22 protein-coding genes are annotated in these 26,384 nt (G+C 46.5%); 13 read left to right on the forward strand and 9 right to left on the reverse strand.

The genetic code is table 11. From position 1 onward, the window contains the following. Positions 1-235: 235 nt before the first annotated feature. The gene (locus ACUM5Y_RS13975) at positions 236-1,111 is read right to left on the reverse strand and encodes an urea carboxylase-associated family protein (protein WP_445977501.1); all 876 of its coding nucleotides are present in this window, start codon (positions 1,109-1,111) and stop codon (positions 236-238) included. A 109-nt stretch (positions 1,112-1,220) separates the two neighbouring features. Here ACUM5Y_RS13975 and ACUM5Y_RS13980 point away from each other — a divergent pair, with 109 nt between their 5' ends. After that, positions 1,221-2,117: a LysR family transcriptional regulator gene (locus ACUM5Y_RS13980; protein WP_445977502.1), complete on the forward strand. Its 897-nt coding sequence runs from the start codon at positions 1,221-1,223 to the stop codon at positions 2,115-2,117. A 10-nt stretch (positions 2,118-2,127) separates the two neighbouring features. Here ACUM5Y_RS13980 and purL read toward each other — a convergent pair whose 3' ends face one another. The 6 genes from purL to ACUM5Y_RS14010 form a co-directional block, all read right to left on the reverse strand. Continuing rightward, positions 2,128-6,027, reverse strand: a complete 3,900-nt coding sequence (purL, locus tag ACUM5Y_RS13985) for a phosphoribosylformylglycinamidine synthase (protein WP_445977503.1) — start codon at positions 6,025-6,027, stop codon at positions 2,128-2,130. Between the two features lie 117 nt (positions 6,028-6,144). Beyond that, positions 6,145-6,663 carry a tRNA adenosine(34) deaminase TadA gene (gene tadA / locus ACUM5Y_RS13990; protein WP_445977504.1) on the reverse strand — a complete coding sequence of 173 codons (519 nt, stop codon included), beginning with the start codon at positions 6,661-6,663 and terminating at the stop codon, positions 6,145-6,147. A 49-nt stretch (positions 6,664-6,712) separates the two neighbouring features. Continuing rightward, the gene (locus ACUM5Y_RS13995) at positions 6,713-6,973 is read right to left on the reverse strand and encodes a cold-shock protein (RefSeq protein WP_445977505.1); all 261 of its coding nucleotides are present in this window, start codon (positions 6,971-6,973) and stop codon (positions 6,713-6,715) included. A 94-nt stretch (positions 6,974-7,067) separates the two neighbouring features. Then, positions 7,068-9,851 (reverse strand): valine--tRNA ligase, encoded by a 2,784-nt coding sequence (locus ACUM5Y_RS14000; RefSeq protein ID WP_445977506.1) that lies wholly within the window; start codon positions 9,849-9,851, stop codon positions 7,068-7,070. 135 nt (positions 9,852-9,986) lie between these two features. Further along, positions 9,987-10,340: a hypothetical protein gene (locus tag ACUM5Y_RS14005; protein WP_445977507.1), complete on the reverse strand. Its 354-nt coding sequence runs from the start codon at positions 10,338-10,340 to the stop codon at positions 9,987-9,989. A gap of 207 nt (positions 10,341-10,547) precedes the next feature. Beyond that, positions 10,548-12,011 carry a leucyl aminopeptidase gene (locus ACUM5Y_RS14010; protein WP_445977508.1) on the reverse strand — a complete coding sequence of 488 codons (1,464 nt, stop codon included), beginning with the start codon at positions 12,009-12,011 and terminating at the stop codon, positions 10,548-10,550. A gap of 122 nt (positions 12,012-12,133) precedes the next feature. On the opposite strand from ACUM5Y_RS14010, the gene lptF reads away from it, so the two are divergent. Together lptF and lptG are read left to right on the forward strand one after the other, a co-directional pair. Further along, complete coding sequence (gene lptF, locus ACUM5Y_RS14015) at positions 12,134-13,252, forward strand: LPS export ABC transporter permease LptF (protein ID WP_445977509.1); 1,119 nt, start codon at positions 12,134-12,136, stop codon at positions 13,250-13,252. Beyond that, complete coding sequence (lptG, locus tag ACUM5Y_RS14020) at positions 13,252-14,313, forward strand: LPS export ABC transporter permease LptG (RefSeq protein WP_445977510.1); 1,062 nt, start codon at positions 13,252-13,254, stop codon at positions 14,311-14,313. Before lptF ends, lptG begins: the two co-directional genes overlap by 1 nt. Here lptG and ACUM5Y_RS14025 read toward each other — a convergent pair. Next, entirely contained in the window at positions 14,310-15,491 is a 1,182-nt protein-coding gene (locus ACUM5Y_RS14025) for an aminotransferase class I/II-fold pyridoxal phosphate-dependent enzyme (protein WP_445977511.1), read from the reverse strand. The genes lptG and ACUM5Y_RS14025 overlap by 4 nt on opposite strands. A gap of 159 nt (positions 15,492-15,650) precedes the next feature. Here ACUM5Y_RS14025 and dksA point away from each other — a divergent pair, with 159 nt between their 5' ends. The 10 genes from dksA to queE all read left to right on the forward strand — a co-directional run bounded on the left by dksA (position 15,651) and on the right by queE (position 25,800). Continuing rightward, on the forward strand, positions 15,651-16,085 hold the full coding sequence (gene dksA, locus ACUM5Y_RS14030) for an RNA polymerase-binding protein DksA (RefSeq protein ID WP_445977626.1): 435 nt from the start codon (positions 15,651-15,653) through the stop codon (positions 16,083-16,085). A gap of 3 nt (positions 16,086-16,088) precedes the next feature. After that, positions 16,089-16,967 carry a tRNA glutamyl-Q(34) synthetase GluQRS gene (gluQRS, locus tag ACUM5Y_RS14035; protein WP_445977512.1) on the forward strand — a complete coding sequence of 293 codons (879 nt, stop codon included), beginning with the start codon at positions 16,089-16,091 and terminating at the stop codon, positions 16,965-16,967. An 87-nt stretch (positions 16,968-17,054) separates the two neighbouring features. Beyond that, the gene (locus ACUM5Y_RS14040) at positions 17,055-18,434 is read left to right on the forward strand and encodes a sigma-54-dependent transcriptional regulator (RefSeq protein ID WP_445977513.1); all 1,380 of its coding nucleotides are present in this window, start codon (positions 17,055-17,057) and stop codon (positions 18,432-18,434) included. Between the two features lie 555 nt (positions 18,435-18,989). After that, entirely contained in the window at positions 18,990-20,423 is a 1,434-nt protein-coding gene (gene pcnB, locus ACUM5Y_RS14045) for a polynucleotide adenylyltransferase PcnB (RefSeq protein WP_445977514.1), read from the forward strand. Positions 20,424-20,433: 10 nt separating this feature from the next. Beyond that, entirely contained in the window at positions 20,434-20,919 is a 486-nt protein-coding gene (gene folK, locus ACUM5Y_RS14050; RefSeq protein ID WP_445977515.1) for a 2-amino-4-hydroxy-6-hydroxymethyldihydropteridine diphosphokinase, read from the forward strand. A 4-nt stretch (positions 20,920-20,923) separates the two neighbouring features. Further along, positions 20,924-21,751 (forward strand): 3-methyl-2-oxobutanoate hydroxymethyltransferase, encoded by an 828-nt coding sequence (panB, locus tag ACUM5Y_RS14055; RefSeq protein ID WP_445977516.1) that lies wholly within the window; start codon positions 20,924-20,926, stop codon positions 21,749-21,751. Beyond that, the gene (gene panC / locus ACUM5Y_RS14060) at positions 21,748-22,617 is read left to right on the forward strand and encodes a pantoate--beta-alanine ligase (protein ID WP_445977517.1); all 870 of its coding nucleotides are present in this window, start codon (positions 21,748-21,750) and stop codon (positions 22,615-22,617) included. Before panB ends, panC begins: the two co-directional genes overlap by 4 nt. A gap of 10 nt (positions 22,618-22,627) precedes the next feature. Next, complete coding sequence (gene pgi, locus ACUM5Y_RS14065; RefSeq protein WP_445977518.1) at positions 22,628-24,274, forward strand: glucose-6-phosphate isomerase; 1,647 nt, start codon at positions 22,628-22,630, stop codon at positions 24,272-24,274. A 477-nt stretch (positions 24,275-24,751) separates the two neighbouring features. Beyond that, complete coding sequence (queD, locus tag ACUM5Y_RS14070) at positions 24,752-25,108, forward strand: 6-carboxytetrahydropterin synthase QueD (protein ID WP_445977519.1); 357 nt, start codon at positions 24,752-24,754, stop codon at positions 25,106-25,108. Further along, complete coding sequence (queE, locus tag ACUM5Y_RS14075; protein WP_445977520.1) at positions 25,105-25,800, forward strand: 7-carboxy-7-deazaguanine synthase QueE; 696 nt, start codon at positions 25,105-25,107, stop codon at positions 25,798-25,800. Before queD ends, queE begins: the two co-directional genes overlap by 4 nt. 49 nt (positions 25,801-25,849) lie before the next feature. Here the strand turns inward: queE and ACUM5Y_RS14080 are convergent, their stop codons facing one another. Then, positions 25,850-26,371 carry a hypothetical protein gene (locus tag ACUM5Y_RS14080; RefSeq protein WP_445977521.1) on the reverse strand — a complete coding sequence of 174 codons (522 nt, stop codon included), beginning with the start codon at positions 26,369-26,371 and terminating at the stop codon, positions 25,850-25,852. Positions 26,372-26,384: the final 13 nt, after the last annotated feature.

A 26,384-nucleotide genomic window follows, 5' to 3' on the forward strand; every position in this document is an offset into this window, starting at 1 on the left:
TTATCTGATTATCTATTTTAAAGAGCGTTGCCGTACCACTTAAGCTGCTTCGTTTCTCTTAAAGAGTGAAGCCCTGTCCGTGTCAGCGAGGGCGTATATTAAGGATCTACAGATTTAGTGCAACCCTTTTCTTTAAAAAAGACCAATTAATTTTGAATTAAGTGACGTTAGTTTAAATAATCCGTTTGTTTGTTCACTAAACCATCAGATTTCGCCATTTCTGTACAATTATCCATCAATTACCGCAGGCTAACTTGGCTTTCTCTGCCTCCCAATTCACTGTCGGTGAACTCAAACCATGATTGCCCGTATAGGCCGCTCGTTTTGGCTGCTCCCATCCATCTAGCGCAGCTGGCTCTAATTTATAAATTTCTACCTCTAGTGGATGACAAGTTGATAGTGGGTCTTGGGCGTCTGGCCCCCAAAGGTCCACAGATAAATCACCGCCCGGGCAACAGGACATGGCACACAATAAATCTATTTCCGCAAAAAACTCCAGATAGTCACCTTTTTTCGCTGGGCAGGCTTTCATGAAGTATTTATCTTCTCCATTTAAACCTGTGCACTGAAAAACATTTAACACGTCGTGTACATCAAACTCTGTCAGGCCATAAGGCAATACCGCGCGCACAAGGTTTGAGTGACAATGAAAGTCAAAGTCTTCGCCTGTTAGTAGGTTGTTTACATAGGGATCACAACGGGTACCGAGTAAATCATGCACTCGACCACCTTCATCATCTATTCCATAATCCGCTAGGCTGTCGTCAACAATTGTCACCATAGGACGCAAAAACGGCAATGTAGACCACAACCTGTCGTGGGTGCTGACATGAGCCCTTTGTAATTGACGACTACGGGAAGCCCACATTTTTTCTCTAGGGTTATGCTTATTCCACATATTAAAGTCCCCCACTTGAGGACCTTCCGATACGCGAATACGGAAAATATGCCCTGCTGGCACCTCCCATGCTTTGCCTGAACGCATGGGTACTTTCACGGTTTCCACCAAGGTACGCTTAGCCTTACCTTCTTTTAGGGCATTATAAAAATCTTCATTTATCTCTAGTTTTGATCCCGGCCCTGCACGATAGGCTGCTTCCACTTTACTCACCTGCTTTCCCCTCAATATGTTTGATACTTTGCTTAAGACTAATAAAGCTGGAAAACCAAATAAAATGACAATATCTTTTAATACATGACAATTTGTACAGAGATGAAGAATGAATCACCCCTACGCGGCATTACATACATTGCATCTTGTGGTGCGCTTTAAAAGCCTTAAACGCACAGCGGAGTATTTGCATTTAACTGAATCTGCGGTCAGTCATCAGATTAAACGCCTAGAAGCGCAACTGGGTTACACCTTGTTTTATAAAGTTGGCAGGCAGTTAAAGGTAACGCCGGAAGGAAAAAAGCTAGCGGATGAACTTGCTGCACCTTTCGATCACATAGATCAAGTGCTTTGTGAACCTGCACATGGGTCTAATAACACCATCACAATTTATTGCTTACCCTCTTTAATCGAGCCATGGCTACTACCTAGGTTGCTCGCCTTCAAAGAGCCATTCCCACAGTACGAACTTATTATCAACTACCATTCATCCGCCCCAGACTATCTCGATGAAAACAGCCTGTTGATTGGCAGCTATGACAAAGAATCCAATCATGGAGAGTTACGAACAAAGATCCTATCTGGTGAAACCCTACCAGTTTGCAGCCCGATTTATTTGGAGCGACTAAAGCAGCCTGTATCCAATGAGGATTTACTCAGTGCAGACTTACTACATGACCATTCCATCGCCGGTTGGCAAAACTGGTTTTTAGATCGAGGACTTTCTCTCGCCCAGCCCTCACAAATAATATATGAAGATTTCCATCTGCTAAAGATGGCGACTCTTGCCGCACAAGGTATCGCCCTATGCCCTTTTGCTTTAATAGAAGAAGATCTAAACAATGGACAACTCGTGGCTCTTTCTGAACACAAAGGTAACATTGGCCGTTACTACGCCATTGAACGTAACAAGTATGCCCAGAGTAAAATCACACACTTAGTAGAATATTTAGTCGAAAAAAAACCTTCTAATCCTGCGACTAGAAGGTCTTTATTATCAGACTAAAATGTGGCGATTAGCCCAACCATTTTCTGGCGTTTTGGAACAAGCGCAACCAAGGGGCTTGTTCTTGCCAATCTGCTGGATGCCAGCTGTGCTGAACCGTACGGTAAACACGCTCTGGGTGCGGCATCATAATGGTGACGCGACCATCAGCAGAAGTTAAACCCGTGACACCTTCAGCTGAACCATTCGGGTTGAATGGGTAACGCTGAGTGGCCTGACCGTAGTTATCAACATAACGCAAAGCAATTTGCGACGCCGAAGCCAGTGCTGCCATATCTTGCTCGTTACGGTATTCAGTTTGACCTTCACCATGAGCGACCGCAATTGGTAGGCGCGAGCCTTCCATGCCAGCCAACAAGATAGAGTTAGACTCTTGTACTTCCACTTGTACCAGACGTGCTTCAAATTGCGCAGACTGGTTACGAACGAATTTCGGCCAATGCTCGGCACCCGGAATAAGCTCGTGCAAGTTAGACAGCATCTGACAACCGTTACACACACCTAGAGCGAATGTGTCTTCACGGTGGAAGAAGGATTCGAATTGATCGCGGGCAATCGGGTTAAACAGAATGGATTTCGCCCAACCTTCACCAGCGCCCAATACGTCACCGTAAGAGAAACCGCCACAAGCCACAAGACCATTAAAGGCGTCCAGTGTAACGCGACCCGATAAGATATCACTCATATGAACATCAACGGGTGTAAAGCCAGCCTTATGGAAAGCCGCTGCCATTTCCACTTGACCATTAACACCCTGCTCACGCAGTACCGCAATTTTCGGTTTCACACCAGAGGCAATAAGATCTGCTACTGGGTCGGCATTTTGATCAAAGCTCACTTGAGCAGACAAACCTGGGTCGTTAGCGTCTAATAGATTATCGAATTCTTGCTGAGCAGAATCTGGATTATCACGTAGCGCTTGAATACGGTAACTGGTTTGCGACCAAATTCGCTGCCAGTTGATACGCGTTTCTTCTAGCAATACTTCGCCTTGGTAACGTACACGGATTGAATTATCACCAGACAAGGTAGCAATTTCTTTCACCTGTACACCAACTGCTTGGTAAGCCGCAATAATCTCGGCAACATCAGCATCATTGACCTGAACAACAGCACCCAGCTCTTCATTGAACAATGCTGGCGCAACTTGAGTAGCGTCAGCTACCAGTGCATCCATATCAATGTTTAGACCTAAGTGACTCGCGAAAGACATTTCGGTCAAGGTAGCAAACGCACCACCATCTGATCTGTCATGGTAAGCCAGCAATTTGCCTGCTGCATTCAAGGCTTGAGTCGTATCGAAGAAGCCAGCAAGTGCTGCCGCATCATCAACGTCTGGCGCCTGCTGACCCAGCTTGTTATAAACCTGAGCAATGACAGAACCCCCTAGACGGTTTTGGCCAGCACCTAGATCAATCAATAACAAGCGTGTATCCGCTTTGTTTTGCAATTCTGGCGTCAAAGTTTTACGCACATCCGCCACAGGAGCAAAGGCCGTAATCACCAAAGACAGAGGTGAAGTAACGGCTTTCTCTTCGCCGTCTTCCTTCCATACTGTCTTCATAGACATAGAGTCTTTACCTACCGGGATGGCAATATCTAGAGCAGGACACAACTCCATACCAACCGCTTTAACAGTTTGGTACAGTTTTTCATCTTCCCCTTCATGGCCAGCCGCCGCCATCCAGTTCGCAGACAATTTAATGTGATTACGTTTAGTAATTTGTGCCGCTGCTAAGTTGGTTAGCGCCTCACCGACCGCCATACGACCAGAAGCTGGCGCATCCAATAGTGCGACAGGTGTACGCTCACCCATGGTCATGGCTTCGCCTGTGTAGCTGTCCAGTGACGAAGTTGTCACCGCAACGTCTGCTACCGGCACTTGCCAAGGACCAACCAATTGATCCCGTGCAACCATACCCGTAATGGAGCGATCGCCAATGGTGATCAAGAAGTTCTTGCTGGCCACCGTTGGTAGATTAAGAACTCGTTCCGCCGCTTCAGCAAGATCAAGGTTCAGTGCAGTAAAGTCATCCCCAGCAATCACAGCTTTGTTGGCTTCACGATGCATTTTAGGTGGCTTACCAAACAACACAGACATTGGCAGATCGACAGGCTTATTAGCAAAGTGCTCATCTGCAACTTCAAGGTGTAATTCTTCTTTGGCATCACCAACGATTGCAAATGGGCAACGCTCACGCTCACAGATCGCCGTAAATTCTTCAATACGATCTGGAGAAACTGCCATCACATAACGTTCTTGAGACTCGTTACACCAGATTTCTAATGGTGACATGCCCGGCTCGTCGTTTAAGACTTTGCGAAGATCGAAACTACCACCACGCTCACCGTCTTTTACTAGCTCAGGCAAGGCGTTAGACAAACCACCAGCACCCACATCATGGATAAAGCTGATTGGGTTTTTATCGCCAAGCTGCCAACAACGGTCGATTACTTCCTGACAACGGCGCTCCATTTCTGGGTTACCACGTTGTACTGAAGCGAAATCAAGGTCTTCGTTACCATCCGCAGAGGCCATAGAAGACGCCGCACCACCACCAAGACCGATCAGCATAGCTGGCCCGCCTAGCACGATAAGCTTAGCGCCAACTTTAATTTCGTCTTTTTCAACGTGCTCACGGCGAATATTACCAAGACCACCCGCCAGCATAATTGGCTTATGGTAACCACGCACTTCCGGTTGAGAAGGGCCTTGAATACTTTGCTCATAAGTACGGAAGTAACCTAGCAAGTTAGGGCGTCCAAACTCATTGTTAAACGCTGCACCACCGATAGGACCTTCGATCATGATGTCGAGAGGTGTCACTATGCGTGAAGGCTTACCATACTGGCTTTCCCAAGGCTGTACATAACCAGGGATTTTCAGATCCGATACTGTGTAACCACTTAGGCCCGCTTTTGGTTTCGCACCAATACCTGTCGCGCCTTCGTCACGAATCTCACCACCAGAGCCCGTTGCGGCACCAGAAAAAGGTGAAATCGCAGTTGGGTGGTTGTGCGTTTCTACCTTCATCAAGATATCAATGTTCTCGTGGCTAAAGTCGTACTCACGAGTTTCAGATGATGGGAAGAAACGACCCGCTTTGTGGCCTTCCATCACCGCAGCATTATCTTTATATGCCGATAAAGTACCGTCTGGATTATGCTCATGGGTATTCTTGATCATTTTGAACAAAGAGCGTTCTTGCTCTTCGCCATCGATCGTCCATGAGGCATTGAAAATTTTATGACGACAATGCTCTGAGTTTGCCTGCGCAAACATCATCAGCTCGACATCAATTGGGTTGCGCCCCAACTCTACAAAGGAGTCAACTAGGTAGTCGATCTCATCTTCAGCCAATGCCAGACCTAAAGCTTGGTTAGCTTGCACCAAAGCATCACGACCACCACCTAGCACGTCCACACTGGTCATGGGAGCAGGTTCAGCATGAGAGAACATTTGACTGGCATCAGCCAAGGCTGGCAGCACACTTTCTGTCATTCTGTCGTGTAGCATTTCGGACAACAGATCAAGCTCTTCTAGGCTAAGAGGGCTCTCGCTGTGGATAAAGTATTCCACACCGCGTTCAACACGCGACACGGTACTTAGACCACAGTTGTGAAGGATATCCGTTGCTTTGGAAGACCAAGGTGAAATCGTGCCCAAACGAGGAACGACTAATACACTTTGCTCTGATGAACTTACTTGGGAGGATTTAGGACCGTAGGCTAGCGCACGTTGAAGAACAGCTTCTTGTGCGGGTGAAAGTGTTTGACCATCAACTAGCTCCACAAAGTGGAGAAATTCTGCGTCAATATCTGTGACTGTAGACACAGCATCTTGCATATTGGCCAATAACTTTGCCTTACGAAACGCCGATAGCGCTGCGGAACCATGCAGGGTTAGCATGTTGAGTTTTGCCTCACTTGGTAGTTTTGGGGGAAATAATGCGCGTATTTTAAAACAATGAGGCAAATAGAGGCTAGAAAAGTATGCAATTTAAACTAAAAATCTGCAAAAAAACTGCTATTCAGAGAGTTTTGACGCCTGTCTGAGTTTCTTTTTTTGTTCACGGCGGTATTGGAAGAATTTTGTTAGCTGAGCCGAGGCTTTATCGGCCATGACGCCGCCTTTTGTTTGGACCGAACGGTTAATATAATCCACCTCAAAAAACCGCGTTTGACTCTCCACCACACCACTTTTTGGCTCCGTGGCCCCATAAACAACACGAGCAATTCGCGAATGCACAATAGCACCAGCGCACATGCTGCAAGGTTCGAGTGTGACGTATAAAGTGGCGTCAGAAAGACGGTAATTATTGGTGTTTTGGCAGGCTGCTCGAATTGCTTGAATTTCCGCGTGCGCCGTCGGATCGCACAGGGAAATAGGAGAGTTATAACCTTCCCCAATAATTTCACCCTGACTCACGACTATCGCCCCAACCGGGATCTCATAATGTGAAGCCGCCAAATCAGCCAGTTCAAGCGCCTTGGCCATCCACTTAGCGTCTTCCGTATCTTGATCCACTATTGGCTGATCTGCCATAACCTAATTCAACCTATTCATAGAGATATGATGGCGACGCTCAATGATCTTAACCGCCCATGACCTGTAGAGCATCTTGCCCTGCAACAACCCTTGGCTCTTTATCACTGGGCATCACATCAACGGCCTGTATTCCAAATTCTGTTTCCACTAACTGGAAACTGACTGGCTGGCCTTTTCGTAAAGTTTTATGGCCCTCTAGGGCAATCGATTTATAGTGCACAAAAACATCACTGTCGTCGGCACGCTCAATAAAACCTACGCCTTTGGCGTCATTAAACCACTTAACCTTACCTGTTAACTTTTGCATAGATAGCGCCTCTTTTTTATTTTTATTAAAGTAAGCGAACGCCAGATATCATCACGATATCTGGCGTTAATTTTTTGTATTTTTTACGTTTTTCTTAAAGCGTTTCGATTGACTGCTTTTGCTCTTCCAATTTGCTTACCGCTAATTGTAAGTCGTCACACTTAGCTCTTTCTTTTGCCACCACGGCTTCTGGGGCTTTTGCAACAAAGCTTTCGTTAGAAAGTTTGCCCTGAATACGTTGTAGGTCCTTAGAGGCCTTGTCGATCTCTTTTTGCAAACGAGCAAGCTCTGCTTCTTTATCGATCAAGCCAGCCATTGGTACCAAGACTTCCATATCCCCAACTAGGGCCGTGGCAGACATTGGTGCTTCATCACCGGCATTTAGCCAAGTCACAGCCTCTAGCTTGGCTAGAGTTTGCAAGAAAGTCACATTGGCTTCCAAGCGTGCTTTGTCTTGCTCTGCGCCATTACGCATTAGCACAGTCAAAGGCTTAGACGGAGCGATATTCATTTCTCCGCGAATATTACGGATACCTTCAATCACACCTTTCAACCATTCAACATCAGCTTCTGCTGCTGCATCTTTTCTATCTTCTTCCGCTTGTGGGTACTCAGCAAGCATAATGGTCTCGCCTGTTACACCCGCCAATGGCGCAATGCGCTGCCAAATTTCTTCCGTTAGGAAAGGCATCATTGGGTGAGCAAGACGCAAGAAGGCTTCCAATACACGAACCAAGGTACGACGAGTACCGGTTAGTTGAGCTTGGGTAGCATTTTCATCCCACAATACTGGCTTAGAAAGCTCTAAGTACCAATCACAGTACTCGTGCCACATGAACTCATACAGCGCTTGTGAAGCCAGATCGAAACGATGGGTATCGAATGCACGGTTCACTGCTTCCTCGGCATTTTGTAGGCGAGAAATAATCCACTTATCAGCAAGGGATAATTCTACTTCTGCACCTTGCTGACCACAGTCTTGATCCTCTGTGTTCATCAACACATAGCGAGTAGCATTCCAAATCTTGTTACAGAAGTTGCGGTAGCCTTCCAGGCGGTTAAGATCGAACTTAATGTCTCGTCCACCTGACGCCAAAGAGCATAAAGTAAAGCGCAACGCATCTGTTCCGTAGGCTTGGATACCTTCTGGGTAGGTTTCGCGGGTGTTCTTCTCAACTTTTTCCGCAAGGCGTGGCTGCATCATACCGTAGGTACGTTTCGCCACGAGTGATTCAATATCAATACCATTGATCAAATCCAGAGGGTCGATAACGTTACCCTTGGACTTGGACATCTTGTCACCACGTTCATCACGGATAAGACCTGTGATGTAAACAGTTTTGAAAGGTACTTTGTCAGTGAACTTCAAGGTCATCATGATCATTCTGGCAACCCAGAAGAAGATGATATCAAAGCCGGTTACCAATACATCAGATTCACTGAATTCAGCAAAATCTTGAGTTTCTTCTGGCCAACCTTGAGTCGCAAAGGTCCACAGCGCCGAGGAGAACCAAGTATCTAATACATCTTCATCTTGGCTTAGCTCTACATCCGCCGCCAAGTTATATTTCGCTCGAACTTCCGCTTCGTCTTTACCCACATAAACTTTGCCGTCCGCATCGTACCAAGCAGGAATTTGGTGTCCCCACCACAACTGACGAGAAATACACCAGTCTTGTAAGTCGCGCATCCAAGCAAAGTAAGTGTTTTCCCATTGCTTAGGAACGAATTGGATATCACCGTTTTCAACAGCTTCAATGGCAGGTTTCGCTAAGGACTCCACCGCCACATACCATTGCTGAGTCAAATAAGGTTCGATAACGGTATTACCACGCTCACCGCGAGGCACTTTTAATTTGTGATCTTGTACTTTCTCAAGCAAGCCTAGCGCATCGAAATCAGCAACAACCGCTTTGCGAGCGTCGAAACGATCCATACCACGGTATTTCTCTGGCGCCACATCATTGATCGCCGCATCGTCTGTCATGATGTTGATCAAAGGCATGTCGTGGCGCTTACCCACTTCGTAGTCGTTGAAGTCGTGAGCTGGAGTGATTTTCACACAACCGGTACCAAACTCTTTATCAACATATTCATCGGCAACGATAGGAATGCGACGGCCAACCAATGGCAATTCCACTTCTTTACCAACAAGATCCGTGAAACGCTCGTCATCTGGCGCCACAGCAACAGCTGCATCACCAAACATGGTTTCAGGGCGTGTGGTCGCTACCACAATATAATCTTTACCTTCCGCTGTTTTCACACCATCTGCTAATGGGTAACGGAAATACCACATGAAGCCGTTTTCTTCTTCTGACAAGACTTCAAGATCAGAGATCGCAGTGTGCAGCACAGGGTCCCAGTTCACCAATCTTTGGCCGCGGTAAATAATACCTTCGTCAAACAAGCGTACAAACACTTCTTGCACAGCTGCAGACATACCAGGGTCCATAGTGAAGCGTTCTTTATCCCAAGCGACGGAGTCCCCTAGGACACGCATCTGATCAGAAATAGTACCGCCAGACTCTTCTTTCCATTGCCAAACTTTATCAAGGAATTTTTCGCGTCCTAGCTCATGGCGAGTAACATTTTGCGCCGCCAACTGACGCTCGACGACCATTTGAGTTGCGATACCAGCATGATCACAACCTGGCTGCCATAAGGTGCGGCTGCCTTTCATACGCTCACGACGAATCATGGCATCCATAAGGGTGTGCTGAAAAGCATGCCCCATGTGCAAGCTGCCGGTGACATTTGGCGGCGGTATCATGATAGAAAAAGGCGAACCGTTGCCTTGAGGTGTGAAATAGCCACCCTCTTCCCAACGTTGATAAATAGGTTGTTCGATACTTTGAGGTTGGTAGGTCTTTTCCATTATGGTGTCTTATAAGCTCGTTATTTGGCGATAAATAAAATTTTCAGGGATTATAGCGTGTTGTGGCGAGATAAAAAAACACAGCGGCTTCTTTTCGCCGACAAAAAGCGACAAACTTAGATTCTTCTAGAGAGATTATTTGGCAGACTGGCTATTGAGCGCTTGCAACACTTCCGAAACCAGCTCAGGCAAACGCTTCTGCAACACACTTTCCACTGCTTGTGAAATCTGTTCGGCAGTGGGCCCATTGTCTGTTGCGACATTTTCAACGGCCTCTATTTTGGCATCGCTGGCAGTCACCTCTAGCTCAGTAGGCTGATCACTAAGAGTATGTTGTAAATGATCCGCTTGGCTTAGGCTGGCGCTTACTTGCTCTGTCACCACATCCATTAAAATAGGGATATCATCTTGATTACGCAAAGCGCTAATCAATGTCTCTTCGTCTGGCTCGAAACCACTTTGTTCAGCTTGTGTGGCTAAATCTGACATAAATAAAACCGTGTAAATTATGAAATTCAATGAATCGATCAACAAACGCGGAACGTTACACTCGATATAATTGTGTTCCACTTTCTCATTGACGACCCAAAAAGTCTAGCCAACAGCCACTTTCACTAGGGTAAAAAAGCGTAAATTTTGGCCAAAAAAAAGCAGCGTCTGTAAAACAAACGCTGCTTTTTTAAGAGCTTTTGCTAACTAGTTAGCTTTGTCTAATAAGTAACGAGTTAATAGTGCAACAGGGCGACCACTGGCACCTTTCGCGGCACCACCAGTCCATGCCGTGCCCGCAATATCAAGATGCGCCCAAGGGTAAGACTGAGTAAAGCGAGATAAGAAACATGCTGCGGTAACAGAACCAGCTTCCGGACCACCAATATTACCGATATCCGCAAAGTTGCTGTCTAGTTGCTGCTGGTATTCTTCATCCAGTGGCATTTGCCAGATTTTGTCTCCAGAGGTTTGGCTCGCAGCTTTTAAGTCGGCGGCCAAATCATCATTGTTTGCGTACATACCAGAGTTGACGCTACCCAAAGCAACCACACAAGCCCCTGTTAACGTGGCAATATCGACAACAGATTTAGGCTGGAAGCGCTCAATGTAAGTCAATGCGTCGCACAGCACTAGGCGACCTTCCGCATCAGTGTTGAGCACTTCAACGGTTTTGCCCGACATGGTTTTCACAATATCACCAGGCTTAGTAGCACGACCACTTGGCATGTTTTCCGCTGCCGCAACGACTGCGGTAAAGTTCAGTTTCGGTTTTAACTCACAAATAGTTTTCATGGTCCCAAAGACACTGGCCGCACCACACATGTCGTACTTCATCTCATCCATTTTGGCACCCGGCTTCAACGAGATACCACCGGTATCAAACGTAATACCTTTACCTAACAACACATGAGGCGCATCACCTTCTTCACCACCACGGTAATGCATCACGATCAAATAGCTTGGCTGATCACTGCCACGACCAACAGACAATAGACAATGCATACCTAGCTCATCCATTTTGGTCTCGTCGAGTAACTCCACTTCGATGCCATATTCTTCTTCAAAGTGTTGTGCTTTCGAAGCTAAGTAACTTGGCGTACACACATTGCCCGGCAAATTACCTAATTGACGAGCAAATGCTGAACCGCTCGCGGTTGCTGCACCAATTTTCAAGGCACTTTCTTCACTGCCTTCAAGCAACAATGTCGTAACCTTAGTCGCCTTCTCAGCATCGTCTTGCTTAAAGCCCAAGAAGTTATAGAAACCTTCATTTAACCACTGAGCCACCAAAGCAGTCACTTCGCTGGCAGTACGATTTTTTACCTGTAAAGCTGAGCTAGCCAGTGCCACTTCAGCAAATGGTAAACCTTTCACTGCACCTGCAACGGCCGCAACTACTTTGCGCGCCTGCATGTCGGATAGCGCTTCACCTTTGCCAAGACCCACTAATAAAACTGGCTGTGAAAAATCTTGTGTAACACTTGGCAATAATAGCGTTTGACCTAGGCCTGCTTTAAAAACACCCGACTCACGCAACTGTAAAAGTTGGCCATCGGCATTTCCATCAACCCAAGCAGTTGACTCAGGCAACACCCCTTCACTTGGAACAAAAACAACAAGCAGATCTGCTTGAACATTAGATACGCGATCAAATAACGCCGTATTCATGGGAGCTCCCTTATACATAATACTTTTAAAAAAAACTGGATAATGTCCTTCTTACCACGAGATAATGGGGACTTTATATATGTAATCAACTCTACGCGCATTTACAGCACAATTCATTAGAGGTGAATTTGAAATTATTCAAATACTTGGCAAAAGAAGTACTGGTGTCAACGGCTGGCGTGACACTCATTCTACTTCTTGTCATTTTAAGCGGCCGCTTTGTCAGTTACTTAGGTCGAGCCACCGAAGGTAAAATGACCTTTGAGTTCCTTTTTATCATTCTCGGCTTTCATATACCAAGTTTTATACAGACCATTCTGCCCCTAGCTTTCTTCCTATCCTTGTTATTGGCGTTTGGTCGACTCTACATTGAAAATGAGATCTCAGTCCTTTTCTCTAGTGGCGTAAGCAAAATCAAGCTAGCTGGCTACACCCTAGGCATTGCCGCCATTATCGGTTGCGTCAGTGCCGCGATTAATTTTTGGGTAGCGCCCACGGCAGAGTACCGAGCGGCTGAAGCAGCCCAAGAACAAAATCAATTATCAACTTTTGACTTTTTGCTGCCTGGCCGCTTCCAAGGCAGTGGACAGCGCACAACCTACATTGATAGTTTTACGCCAGAAGGCTGGATGAGCCAAATATTCCTGACTGGCGTGACCAAAAAACAAGGTAAAAATGTCCTGACGCAAACCTTCGCGGACTATGCAGAACAGATCCGCATGGACTCACAAAACGGTGACAACTATCTGGTCTTTAAAAACGGCACTCAATACGAAGGTAACCCAGGCACCGCTAATTATCGCGTGACGAAATTCGACACCTACGCGGTACGCATGGAAGACAAGCTACCGAACCCGATTACTGACCCTTACACCCAAAGCACTTGGCACCTTATCAACAGCGACAAGCTACTAGAAAAAATCGAGTTGCAGTGGCGTATCTCCTTAGTCATCATGATCCCTATTTTAGCCATCATTGGATTGTCTTTGAGTCAGGTAAACCCTAGGCAAGGACGTTTCTTTAAAATGCTACCCGCCATTTTATTGATGATTTTCTACATTGCTTTACTCATTTGGGGACGCACCGCGCTGGAAAAAGAAAAGATCCCTCTCCAATTGGGTTTATGGTGGATTCACGGCCTATTCCTGCTGATTGCTGGCGCACTCTTCTTACAATACAACCAAGTATTTGAACGACGCGCTGCACGCTTACCCAAGCAAACTATGGAGGGGCAAGCCTGATGAAAAAAATAGACAGATATGTTGCCAGCAGCGTGCTTTGGGCTTTCTTTATTGTGATCTTGGTATTGCTCGGTCTCGACTACGCCTTAACCTTTATTGAACAAATCAAGAAGGTAAATGACAACTATACCGTTCAATCTTTGTTACAGGTTCTACTGTACCGCATGCCGGGTAAATTCTCCGAGTACATTCCCATTGCCTCACTGATTGGCACATTAATGGGACTAGGCACCTTAGCGTCCACCTCAGAATTAACTGTTATGAGAGCCGCAGGCATGCCGATCTGGCGCATAGGTATGGCGGCTTGCCAACCTATCTTAATGGTTTCTCTACTTGGCATGGGCATTTCAGAATTCGTCGCACCCGCGGCAGAACAAAAAGCCAACTTGATTGAAAAGCTGCAAGATCAAAACAGCGGCACTTTCTCATTAACCGGAGGTGTCTGGCTAAAGGCCGACGAAAACTTTATCTATATTGATGCCGCTGACGATCAAGGAAAGATTTACGGCATAAAAATCTTCTCTCCTAATGAGCAGACGCTCAAAAGTGCCACCAGCGCTAAATATGCTCAACACCAAGATGGCACCTCATGGCTACTCCATGATGTCACCGAAACGCTATTCTTTGATGACCATACTGAGGCTACCAAGCAAGCCACGAAACAATGGCAAATGAGTATTAAGCCTGAGCATTTATTTTTAGCCTCACAAGAAGCGGAGTCGCTTTCTTTGAGCCAACTACTTAGCTACCAGATGTACCTGAGCGACCAAAAACTCGACAGCTCCCCATACGAACTTGAGTTCTGGAGCAAGACGCTACGCCCTGCAGCTTCGTTAGCCTTGGTACTCGTCGCCTTGTCTAGTGTATTTGGTCCACTACGATCATCGACCATGGGAGGAAGGATTTTCTCGGGGGTAATGATAGGGCTCGCCTTCCAAAACGGCTTAAACCTTTTTGGAAGAATGAGCATAGCAGCCGACTTTCCACCTTTCATTGGGGTAAGTATTCCTATCCTAATTTGCCTACTGGCTGGTTTTTTACTAATGCGACGCAGGGGTTAGCCTGCGTCCTGACGATTGCGTATAAAATTTTGTATGCGCGCTACCGCCTCGGTGAGTCGCGCTTCATCACAGGTATAGGCAAAGCGTACATATTTATCAGCGTCTTTAACGCCAAAGTCCGCCCCAGGTGTTAGAGCTACCTTTTGCTCTTCTAACAAGTCGAGACACCATTGCATGGCATCATCCGCCACACTTGAGACATCTACATACAAATAGAATGCCCCTTGAGCTGGCGCAACAACAGGTAAGCCTAAGCTTTGAATACCCGCTAACAAGACATCACGACGCTTAGCCAAGGTTTGACGTCGCGCCTCGCATTCTAGCAAGACCTCGTCATCAAAAGCTTTAAGGGCTGCATACTGAGAAATACTTGGCGCAGAGATAAATAAGTTTTGCGCCAGTTTTGTTGCCCCTTCAATCGCCCACTCAGGCACCACAAGCCAGCCTAAACGCCAGCCCGTCATGGCAAAGTACTTCGAGAAACTATTAATGACAAACACCTCATCACTAACACTAAGCGCGGTGAAGTCTTCACCGTCGTATACCAGACCTTGGTAGATTTCATCCACCAATAAATGACCACCCAAGTGTTGAACTTTTTGCCACGCCTCGGCGATATATTCCTGACTCAAAACCGCCCCAGTCGGATTAGAAGGAGATGCCAGCCACATGCCAGAAGTCGCATTGTCCCAGTGTTGATCTAAGCTGGACAATTCAATTTCAAACCCGTTCGTCGCCTGAGTTTCGATCAATTTAGCCTCTGCCCCTACCTGCACTAAAAAGTGACGATTACAGGGATAGCAGGGGTCAGGCATTAAGACATTATCGCCGGACTCCACCATGAGCGAAGACATGAGTAATAACGCCCCAGACGCTCCCGGCGTCACAATAATGCGAGCAGGGTCCACCTCTACTTGATAGCGCTTGGCGTAATGCTGACTGATTTTTTGCTTTAACTCCGGCAAGCCTGTGGCCGAGGTATAGCCAGTTTTCCCTTGCTCAGTTGCTTCCACACCTGCCTTTGCAATGGTGGCTGGGGCAACAAAATCTGGCTCACCGACTTCCAGATGGATAACATCTTCTCCTTGGGCTTGAAGCGCCTTGGCACGCTCTAAAACCGCCATAACCTGAAACGGCGCCACCTTACCAACGCGGGACGCCAGTTTTTTATTTTCCATCTAGTACTCTCTAATAAATTCAATTTTCTTGACAAAAAGATATTAAATATCTGGTCTACTTGGGTATTATCTGGTAAGTTTCCGCCCGAAAAATAAACCACCTAACATTATTAGTTTACAGGTTACCACAAGGAATACCTGCGAAGTGAGGCAATGCGTATGCCAAAAATGAACCCCGATTCATTAATGAAAGACTTCACCCCTTATCAAGCTAAGGACGGCGAAGAATACATGAACGAAGACCAGTTGGCGCACTTTAAAAGCATCCTGCTCAACTGGAAACAGAACCTAATGGAAGAGGTTGATCGTACCGTTCACCACCTTCAAGAAGAAGCGGTTAACTACGCGGACCCTAACGATCGCGCCAGCCAAGAAGAAGAGTTTAGCCTTGAGCTGCGTGCACGTGACCGTGAGCGTAAACTGGTCAAGAAGATCACTCAGACAATTGAGCGCATCGACGAAGATGACTATGGTTTCTGTGATGAGTGCGGCATCGAGATCGGTATTCGCCGTTTAGAAGCTCGCCCAACAGCGACCATGTGTATTGACTGTAAAACGCTTGCCGAGATCAAAGAGAAACAAATCGGCGGCTAGTCCATGTCGACACCCTATCGAGGCCGATTTGCACCTTCGCCAACCGGCCCACTCCATTTTGGCTCGCTAGTCAGCGCATTAGCGAGCTATCTGGATGCAAGGCAACACAATGGCCAATGGGTCATTCGCATTGAAGATGTGGATGGTACTCGTTGTACCCCTGCATACAGCCAACAAATCCTCACCACCCTTAGCAGTTACCATTTAGAATCCGACGAAGCGATTCGCTACCAGAGTCAGCACAGCGACCTTTACGAGCACTATCTTGAGCAACTAAAACAAGCTGATCTAGTTTTCCCTTGCAACTGCACTCGCAAGAATTTAGCAAAACACCAAGGTCTACATCCCAACATCTGCCCAAGCCAAATTTCACAAGCGCACTCTTGGCGCTTAAAAACCAGCAACACCCTTTACCAATATACCGACAGAATCCAAGGCTTATTGAGTTTCACCGAAGATCTAAAGCACAACTGCCCAGTACTGAAACGAAAAGACGACTTTTTCTCTTACCAACTAGCGGTCGTAGTCGATGACCACTTACAAGGTATTAGCCATCTCGTGCGAGGGGCTGACCTTATCGAAACCACAGCCCAACAGCTTTACCTATACGATATTTTCGGCTGGCCTATCCCTAGCATTGGACACATCCCTCTAGTGGTGAATTCGCAAGGGGATAAGATAAGCAAACAGAATCACGCCAAAGCCATCATGGATGGGGACCTGCAAACCCTACTCCGCGCACTGAGTTATTTAGGCATTCAGCTCGAGGGCGCCGACAACATACAGCACGCCTTAAGCCAAGCCATCCCCTTATGGTCTCCTGAGCGACTAGCCAACATCACCCAAATGCCTCTTGCGTCACAAGACCAAACCTTCATCTAACACCTCTAATTCACACATTGTGTGCACGCTTCCCCCACAGAGAAGCATGTGTGTATAATCGTTACATTAGTTACAAGAGGTTACGTTATGCACCACATACTGATTATTTGCCCTGAAAACTCAGAGCTCAGCAGTGCCGAGAAGTGGCTGTCCAAATATGGCTTCCAAGTAAACACCAGCCTGACACTGAAACAAGCGGAAAAGTACTACGAACTAAGCGAATTCCACCTTGCTCTGGTAGATCACGAGTGCCTTAACGAATCCTCAGAAACCACAACCACATTACCCAAAGATTTCCCTCCTCACATTGCTTTAGATGCTCGACCAAGCTTAAGCAGTGCGGTGAACGCCATGGCACATGGGGCTGTCTACTACCTACCTCTACCCTCTGAGCCTGACACATTACTAAAGCATGTGATTGACGCTCTTGATGGCCAAGTAAGCAGCAGTCAGCCCCTATCGAATGACAGCACTACTTTATTTGAAGCAACACCACCTGAGCTACAGCTAGGAACCGCCCAGAGCGGCATCATAGGGCAATGCCCTCCAATGCAGGAATTGTTCAGCGACATGACCAAGGTTGCTCATACAGACGTCACTGTGCTTATTCGTGGGGAGTCGGGGACAGGTAAAGAATTAGTCGCCAAGGCACTGCATAATTTAAGCCCAAGAAGCAAACACGATATTGTTAGCGTAAACTGTGCCGCCATCCCAGAAAACCTAATAGAATCAGAGCTTTTCGGCCATGAGAAAGGGGCCTTCACCGGTGCAGTATCCGCCCGAGACGGCCTCATTTTCGCCGCCGACAAGGGCACACTTTTTTTAGATGAAATCGGCGAGCTCCCCCTCGAAGCACAAGCCCGCTTACTACGAGTATTGCAAGAAGGCGAGATTCGCCGAGTAGGGGCAATACAGTCTACCAAGGTGGATGTACGCCTAGTCACGGCAACCCACAGAGACCTTATGAAAATGGTCCAACAAGGACTGTTTCGTGAAGATTTATACTATCGTTTATACGTCATGGAACTGCTGCTTCCGCCACTGCGCCAGCGTGGAGATGACATCTCTATGATTGCTAAAATCCTTCTTGAGAAAGCTTGCGCAAAACACCATAGACCAGCTTGCGATTACAGCAAAGCCTTTGACCAAGCGATACGTTCGCACCACTGGCCAGGTAATGTCCGAGAGCTAGAAAACGCACTAGAACGAGCTGTCATTCTTAGTCCACCAGGCAAAATTGATCCGGCAAATTTAAAACTTGCCAATATATCAAAAGCCTCCGAACCCGCTAAACAAGCCACCAGCATTCTCGAAGGAATGAACGGCACATCCCTCAACGATTACTTTAAACATTTCGTCATTACGCACCAACAACACATGAGTGAAACCGAGCTTGCACACTCTCTGGGCATTTCTAGAAAAAGTTTGTGGGAGAGAAGGCAAAAGCTAAATATTGCAAAAAAGTAACACTCAAAAAGTAACAAGTGATACCAATATTCACGAAATAAAGTTTCAATATTGCAGGAAAAGTGCACAAACAAAACAAAAACCTTAACTAAATCAGCATATTAAGAAAACTGGCACAACAAATGCCTTATAGAGACCATAACGATAACAAGATTGACCATAATAAAAATAAGTTGATCGTCGTAATACGTTCTTAAAAATAAAAATAATAGATAAGAACACCGTGACCTCTTAAAACAAAAATAAGATCTGAGGTCATGGATGGAAAATCGCTTTGGATAATTGATTTTTTTAGATATACAAGCCTTCGGGCAATGAAAACAATGCAATAATAAAAATAAAATTGAGTAGAACTGCTGAAGCAGCACCCACTTTGTTTTCGGAACTAGTATCTTCATGTATCCAAAGCGATTCCTTTTATTTTCAATCGCTTCATTCCCTTTCCAATCGTTCTAAACTTCCTATTTACTCTAACAATCCTATTACTTAGCCATGTAAATCTCTGTCTTTCATGTGTAGAATAGCCTTTTTGTTAACTTTAAAATTTGTCGTCTAATGCTTACAGGATTAAAATCTCTGGTACGTAAAGCCACCTCATTTCTCGCCCCAACTCAGGCGCAGAACTACCCCATTATCATTCCACGCAGCGAACATACTCTGTCACGCCAAAATTTAAGCCCTAACGCAGTAAAAGTACTGTACCGCTTAAACAAAGCTGGATTTGATGCCTACTTGGTTGGTGGCTGCATACGAGACCATCTTATCGACATCGAGCCAAAAGATTTTGATGTTGTGACCAACGCGACCCCAGAAGAAGTTCATGACCTGTTCTCGAACTCTCGACTCATTGGCCGTCGCTTTCGACTTGTTCACGTCACCTTTGGACGAGAGATTATTGAAGTCTCTACCTTCCGAGCGAACACCGCTCAAGAAAGTCGACCACACAACAGTCAGAAAGAATCCTTAAAAGGCAAAGATTCCGCAAAATCCAGCCACGGCATTATTTTACGAGACAATGTGTACGGCAATATTGAAGAGGATGCGGAACGTCGCGACTTCACTTTCAATGCGCTCTACTACAATGTTCAAGATTTCAGCATCCACGACTACTGTGGCGGCTTAGCAGACATCGAAAATAAACAAATACGCATTATTGGCGACGCGGTACAGCGCTATCAAGAAGACCCTGTACGTATGCTTAGAGCCATTCGCTTTGCTGGCAAACTTGGCTTTGAACTTGAGGCTCAAACCGCCGCGCCAATTAAAGAGATGGCACACCTGCTGGACCATATTCCTCCTGCGCGTTTATTCGACGAAGTGCTGAAACTTCTGGGCAGCGGCAATGGGGTTGAGACTTTCCATTTGCTACGCGAATACGGCCTGTTCAAATACCTTTTCCCTGACACTGAAGCCATTTTGCAAAGTGGTTGGAAACGTGACGACATTGACCCTGAAGCTTTCATCCTACAAGGCCTAAAGAACACAGATGACCGCATTCAAAGTGGTCAAAGCACAGCACCATACTTCTTATACGCGATCCTATTGTGGCCAAGCGTGACCTTAAGACACGAAGAGTTTGAGGCTCAGGGCATGCCAACCACACCAGCGCTACATCAAGCCGCTAGCATGGTGTTGGATAACCAAGTGGCAGCTACGGCGATTCCACGTCGTTTCTCTACACCGATGCGTGAAATCTGGGATATGCAGTTCCGTCTACCAAAACGCTATGGCAAACGTGCTTTTATTTTGTTGCAGCATGCTCGTTTCCGCGCCTCGTTCGACTTCTTGTTGATTCGCGAATTAAGCGGCACTCAGTTAGGCGGTTTAGGCGCTTGGTGGCAAGAATTCCAATACGCTAACGAAGACGCCCAACGTGAGTTGATCAAAAATATTGATAACCGTGCCAGCGAAAAAGACGCACCGAAAAAGCGTCGTCCGCGTCGCCGCAAAAAGAGCAACGCACCGCGCAAAGAAGCACCACAAGATTAGAGGGTAACGGGTGATCAGTGTCTATATTGGTATGGGAAGCAACCTAGATGGGCCAGTCGCTCAGCTAGAACAAGCCATTCTCACGCTTACAAATCATACTGAACTGCATAACATTGCAGTATCGCCCATTTACTCAAGCAAACCTGTTGGTCCACAAGACCAACCAGATTATGCCAATGCTGTAATGCGCCTAGACACCAAACTTAGCGCCATTGCACTACTCGATTTATTGCAAAGTGTTGAGCAGGAACAACGTCGTGTCCGTGACCGTCATTGGGGCCCCCGCACTTTAGATTTAGACATACTCTTGTATGGGGATGAATTGATCGACACCCCAAGACTTAGCGTTCCACACCCTTACATGCTGGAGCGTGGCTTTGTCATTCAACCCCTTAACGACCTATCCCCAGAGCTAATGCTGGCCAATGGTCGCCGCGTACAAGAGCATTTAAGTCAACTCGATACCAGTGACCTGGTTATCATTAAAGAAGTATAAACTTATGTATTCAGACAAGTCCCAACAGAAAATCAGCAAGCCAGTTACGCTTTCAACCCTAAAAAAAATGAAAGCAGAAGGTGAAAAGATCACCTGTATAACCAGCTATGACGCCTCTTTCACCCATGCTATGAACGCAGCAGGTGTCGATACCATTTTAGTAGGCGATTCTTTGGGCATGGTCATTCAGGGCCAAGACAGTACACTACCTGTCACTATTGAAGACATGTGCTACCACACCGCCGCAGTGAAACGAGGCAACACCAATGCCTTTATCCTAGCGGACATGCCTTTCATGAGTTACAGCAAACCAGAGCAAGCCCTAGATAATGCCGCTAAGTTGATGCAGGCTGGCGCAAGCATGGTCAAACTAGAAGGCGGAAGCTGGTTAGCTGAAACCATTCAACTGCTTAGTCAACGTGGCATTCCAGTATGTGCTCATTTAGGCCTTACGCCTCAATCTGTGCATAAGCTAGGTGGCTATAAAGTACAAGGTAAAGGCGATACCGCTGCCGACTTACTGCTGCAAGAGTCTTTAGACTTGGTGGCAGCGGGTGCAGACATTCTTTTGTACGAATGCATTCCGACCGAACTTGGTAAAACCCTCACAGAAACAGTACCCGTTCCAACTATCGGCATTGGTGCTGGCCACCATACCGACGGCCAAGTACTGGTTATGTACGATATGCTTGGGGTAAACCTTGGCCATACACCACGTTTCGTGAAAAACTTTCTTTCCCAAGGTCGCAGCATACAAGAAGCTTTCGAAGCGTATATTAGCGAAGTAAAAGACGGCACTTTCCCAGGCCCAGAACACGGATTCAAATCATGAAAACTTTCCACACTATCCAAGAACTCCGTGCAGCCTTAAAGATTGAACGTCTACAAGATAAAAGCATTGTTTTTGTGCCAACCATGGGCAACCTACATGATGGCCACATGTCGTTAATTCGTCGCGCCGCCACCGAAGGTGATGTGGTCGTATCGTCGATTTTCGTCAACCCTATGCAATTTTCTGCCAATGAAGACCTAGAACGCTACCCAAAAACACTGGCGGAAGATCAGCGCTTGCTTGAAGAGAATGGCTGTCATTATTTGTTCGCACCCGATGCGCTAGAAATGTATCCCGACGGCAAACGCAGCCAGACGCAAATTGAAGTCATGGGCTTATCCGATATTCTATGTGGTGCTTCTCGTCCAGGACACTTTGTCGGTGTTGCGACTGTGGTGACAAAATTATTTAACATAGTTCAGCCAGATAGTGCGATATTTGGTAACAAAGATTATCAACAATTAAAAGTCATTGAAGACATGGTGCGAGACTTAAGCTCTAGCATTAAGATCATTGGCATTGATACGGCTCGTAATGACGATGGCCTAGCCATGAGCTCACGGAACGGCTACCTTACCAAGGAAGAAAGACACATTGCTCCGGCGATGTATCAAACCCTGTTGTGGGCAAAAGACATGCTTACAGCAAACAGTGCGAGTCACGAGGACATTCGCGAACAAGCTCAACAGAAGCTTGAAGCGGCTGGTTTCCGTCGTGATTATTTTGAAATACGCGCACAAGATAGTTTACAAATACCATCAGAGGAAGAGAAACGCCTAGTCATTTTGGCTGCGGCACACCTTGGCAATGCACGATTGATAGACAACTTACGTATCGAATTGCCTGATTCACTTTCAACAAACTAGGGAGATTGTAATGCGCTCACCCACAGAATTGACGACTTGGCAAAAACTTGCAGACCATCAGCAAGAGATGGCGAATATCGACATGAAGTCATTGTTTGCAGCCGACCCAAAACGCGCTCAAAACTACCAAGCCAATGCCGCTGGCTGGACATTGGACTACGCAAAAAACCGCGCCAATGAAACCACCATGTCATTACTGACGGAACTGGTAAAAGAAGCAGGCATGGAAGAAGCCATTAAAGGCATGTTCAGCGGTGCACATATCAACAATACAGAAGACCGCTCAGTTTTACACATTGCCCTACGCGCTAGCCAAGCTCAAGAATCCCTCATGGTAGATGGCGTGAACGTACTTGCAGAAGTACGTGACACACTAAAACAAATGGAAGCCTTTGTTCAGCAGCTACATTCTGGTGAATGGCGCGGTCACACAGGCAAAACCATTACTGATGTTGTCTCTATCGGTATCGGTGGCTCTTACCTAGGACCAAAAGTCGTAGCAGAAGCCCTAACACCTTATGCCCAAGAGCAAATCAAGGTGCATTTTGTTGCCAACATTGATGGTTCTGATATTACTGGCAAACTTAAGCAAGTTGACCCTGAAACAACAGTCTTTGTTATCTCCTCTAAGACTTTTGGTACCCTTGAAACCCTATCCAACGCTAACGCTGCACGAGACTGGTTCTTGAGCAATGGCGGTACACAAGAAGGCATCAGCAAGCATTTCGCTGCGGTAAGCTCTAATGTGGCAAAAGCTGTTGATTTCGGCATGGCGGAAGAGAATATCTTCCCTATGTGGGACTGGGTTGGTGGCCGTTACTCTCTATGGTCTGCCATTGGTCTTCCTGTGGCAATTGCCGTAGGCATGGATAACTTCTACGCCCTTCTTGATGGCGCTCACCAGATGGACGAGCATTTCCGTAGCGCACCGCTAGAAGAAAACCTACCTGTCATCATGGGTGCATTGGGTGTGTGGTACATCAACTTCCATAATGCTCAAACTCATGCCTTGATTCCTTACGACCATTACCTTCGTGCTATGCCTGCGCATATTCAGCAGCTGGACATGGAAAGTAACGGTAAAGCTAACCTACTAAACGGTGATGGCGTCGAAACTGACACTGGCCCTATCATCTGGGGTGGTGCTGGTACTAACGGCCAACACGCTTACCACCAGTTGTTGCATCAAGGCACACGCTTAGTACCTGTGGACTTCATTGCGCCACTCACTAGCCACAACCCAATTGGCGAGCACCACACTCAGTTGTTTGCTAACTGCCTAAGCCAGTCACAAGCCCTAATGGTAGGTAAGACTTTGGCTCAAGCTGAGCAAGAGCTGAAAGACGCTGGTGCCACACCTGAGCAAGTAGCCGCTATCGCACCGCACAAGGTGATCAAGGGTAATCGTCCTAGCAACACCTTGCTAACAGACAAAATGACACCTGCAACCGTTGGTGCTTTGATCGCCCTTTATGAGCATCGTACGTTTGTACAAGGCACTATCTGGGGTATCAACTCCTTCGACCAATGGGGTGTTGAGCTAGGTAAAGTGTTGGGCACAGACATCTACAACCGCCTTGTTAGCGACAGCGACAACAGCGCTCTAGATGCTTCAACCCAAGCACTGATTGAAGCCTTCAAGAAAGCCCAGTCTTAAATCACTCGCTTTCTCGTATTGAACTAAAAACACCAGCCTCGGCTGGTGTTTTTTTATGTCACATCGAATACGCATTGGCCTACTTCCTAGCTCGTAGCGCAGGTAGCGGCTTTAGCCCGACTACTGAACCGCCTTAACGATGACAGGTGACGCCAACCAAGCGGCGTTTCTCTTCGAAACTGCCGCCTACCTCATCGAAACGCCCCTTGGTTTTTTTACAACCTAAACCCCTGTGTTATAGAACAACTTTTTATCCAGAATATTTAATTGAGCCGATTAGATCACCTATTCGGCTCACGATTCACCACTTTCCTGAGCCGAATAAAGCCTAAAATCCCTCTCTCTGTTGATGAACCGCAAGTAGGTGTATACTACGCGCGCCTTTTGGCCCTGTCGTAGCACCAGGTTAAAAACACATACCTAAAATTCTTTAGGGGATTAGTGCTGCATTGTTATTAACCGTTAGGACAATGCACTATGTTTCGTATTCGCAAGTCATTTCAATTTTCTGCCTCGCATCAGTTGCTAGGCTTACCCGACTCACACCCTTGTAGCCGTCTTCATGGTCATAACTATGAGGTGATTATTGAGCTGTCATCCAGCACTTTGAACAGCACAGGTTTTGTTCGAGATTATCGTGAGCTCGCTGATTTTAAACACTATATTGACGATCACTTAGATCATCGACACCTTAATGATGTGCTGGGTGCAGACAACACCACTGCCGAGCGTTTGGCCGAACACTTATACCAATGGAGCAAGAAGCTCTGGCCTGAAGTGAGTGCCGTCAGTGTTTCGGAAACTCCCAAAACTTGGGCGGAGTACCGTCCATGATTGCCATTTCAGAAATTTTTGGCCCGACCATTCAAGGAGAAGGCTCTTTGATTGGCACCCCCACTGTTTTTGTTCGAACCGGTGGTTGTGATTATCGTTGCAGCTGGTGTGACACAATGCATGCCGTCGATAAAAAATACAAAAATGAATGGTTAGCAATGTCTGCTAATGATGTGTTTCAGCAAGTTGAAACACTCAGTGGCGGCAAACCTATTCTGATCACCCTATCGGGTGGTAACCCAGCGATTCAAGATTTGTCAGAGTTAATTAGATTAGGAAAGGCCAAAGGCTATCGTTTCGCCATGGAAACGCAGGGCAGCGTTAGCGCTCCTTGGTTTGCAGAACTGGATTACCTCACCTTAAGTCCTAAGCCACCGTCGAGCAAAATGAAGTTCGATCAAATCCGCTTTGATACTAGCCTTCACAACGCACAGGACATTAACGTCAGTTTGAAGATAGTTGTTGCGGATGACGCTGATTTAGAATGGGCAGCCGAGATCAAGCAGCAATACCCTCAACTGCCCCTGTATTTACAGCCTTGCAACCTAGAACTTGAAGGTAACCCCAGCCTAGACTCGCTGACCACTAAGACCTTAAATTTGGTGGAAGAAGTCATGCAAAGAGGTTGGTTTGATGCCACGGTTTTGCCCCAGCTTCATGTCTATCTGTGGGGTAACGAGAAAGGCGTGTAAAGTGATAAGACAGAGCCCTTTGATGGCAAAAAGGGCTCTGAAAGATAGGCTATTGCAGTCGATGGGAAACGGTCTGACTATTACGACGTTTAAATCGAAAGCTGGTCAATTTTTCGAGTTTTCCGTCGCCCTGCTGCCAATAAACATTGGCCCTATGACTACGAATTTCATGCATAACCGCATCGTAACGCAATATAGCCGGCAGCAATTTCTTATCAGCGCCTAACGTGGCGGTAAGATAAGAAACCACCAGCACATAGTGACCAAGGTCGTGATGATAGGCCTCTTGTAGTTCAGCCTTTTGCAAGGTAAGCGGTATAGGCTTACCGGATTGGCCTAAAACAGGTTCTTTCACTTCTAGGTGCTGACGAAAGTACGCCGCTAGAGCATTCTGTTCTGACTCCGACAGAGACCTTTCTTTGGCCTGCACCTTCATTGGCTGGAATGTTTTCTCAGCAATCGCCAGATCCTCAACAGGAAAAGACACCTGTAGATTTAGCTGATTACCTTGCTGAGAAAAAATCAGTTCACTACCCGGCAAAGAGTGAGCACTCACTGTCTGCAAAGACATTATAAAAAGGATA

Source organism: Marinomonas dokdonensis (assembly GCF_052747885.1).

What these genes read in the sequence shown, in the direction of transcription:
- ACUM5Y_RS13980 (WP_445977502.1), top strand. Translation starts at nt 1,221, where the DNA reads ATGAATCACCCCTACGCGGCATTACATACATTGCATCTTGTGGTGCGC.
- purL (WP_445977503.1), bottom strand. Translation starts at nt 6,027, where the DNA reads ATGCTAACCCTGCATGGTTCCGCAGCGCTATCGGCGTTTCGTAAGGCA.
- tadA (WP_445977504.1), bottom strand. Translation starts at nt 6,663, where the DNA reads ATGGCAGATCAGCCAATAGTGGATCAAGATACGGAAGACGCTAAGTGG.
- ACUM5Y_RS13995 (WP_445977505.1), bottom strand. Translation starts at nt 6,973, where the DNA reads ATGCAAAAGTTAACAGGTAAGGTTAAGTGGTTTAATGACGCCAAAGGC.
- ACUM5Y_RS14000 (WP_445977506.1), bottom strand. Translation starts at nt 9,851, where the DNA reads ATGGAAAAGACCTACCAACCTCAAAGTATCGAACAACCTATTTATCAA.
- ACUM5Y_RS14005 (WP_445977507.1), bottom strand. Translation starts at nt 10,340, where the DNA reads ATGTCAGATTTAGCCACACAAGCTGAACAAAGTGGTTTCGAGCCAGAC.
- ACUM5Y_RS14010 (WP_445977508.1), bottom strand. Translation starts at nt 12,011, where the DNA reads ATGAATACGGCGTTATTTGATCGCGTATCTAATGTTCAAGCAGATCTG.
- lptG (WP_445977510.1), top strand. Translation starts at nt 13,252, where the DNA reads ATGAAAAAAATAGACAGATATGTTGCCAGCAGCGTGCTTTGGGCTTTC.
- ACUM5Y_RS14025 (WP_445977511.1), bottom strand. Translation starts at nt 15,491, where the DNA reads ATGGAAAATAAAAAACTGGCGTCCCGCGTTGGTAAGGTGGCGCCGTTT.
- dksA (WP_445977626.1), top strand. Translation starts at nt 15,651, where the DNA reads ATGCCAAAAATGAACCCCGATTCATTAATGAAAGACTTCACCCCTTAT.
- gluQRS (WP_445977512.1), top strand. Translation starts at nt 16,089, where the DNA reads ATGTCGACACCCTATCGAGGCCGATTTGCACCTTCGCCAACCGGCCCA.
- ACUM5Y_RS14040 (WP_445977513.1), top strand. Translation starts at nt 17,055, where the DNA reads ATGCACCACATACTGATTATTTGCCCTGAAAACTCAGAGCTCAGCAGT.
- pcnB (WP_445977514.1), top strand. Translation starts at nt 18,990, where the DNA reads ATGCTTACAGGATTAAAATCTCTGGTACGTAAAGCCACCTCATTTCTC.
- panB (WP_445977516.1), top strand. Translation starts at nt 20,924, where the DNA reads ATGTATTCAGACAAGTCCCAACAGAAAATCAGCAAGCCAGTTACGCTT.
- panC (WP_445977517.1), top strand. Translation starts at nt 21,748, where the DNA reads ATGAAAACTTTCCACACTATCCAAGAACTCCGTGCAGCCTTAAAGATT.
- pgi (WP_445977518.1), top strand. Translation starts at nt 22,628, where the DNA reads ATGCGCTCACCCACAGAATTGACGACTTGGCAAAAACTTGCAGACCAT.
- queD (WP_445977519.1), top strand. Translation starts at nt 24,752, where the DNA reads ATGTTTCGTATTCGCAAGTCATTTCAATTTTCTGCCTCGCATCAGTTG.
- queE (WP_445977520.1), top strand. Translation starts at nt 25,105, where the DNA reads ATGATTGCCATTTCAGAAATTTTTGGCCCGACCATTCAAGGAGAAGGC.
- ACUM5Y_RS14080 (WP_445977521.1), bottom strand. Translation starts at nt 26,371, where the DNA reads ATGTCTTTGCAGACAGTGAGTGCTCACTCTTTGCCGGGTAGTGAACTG.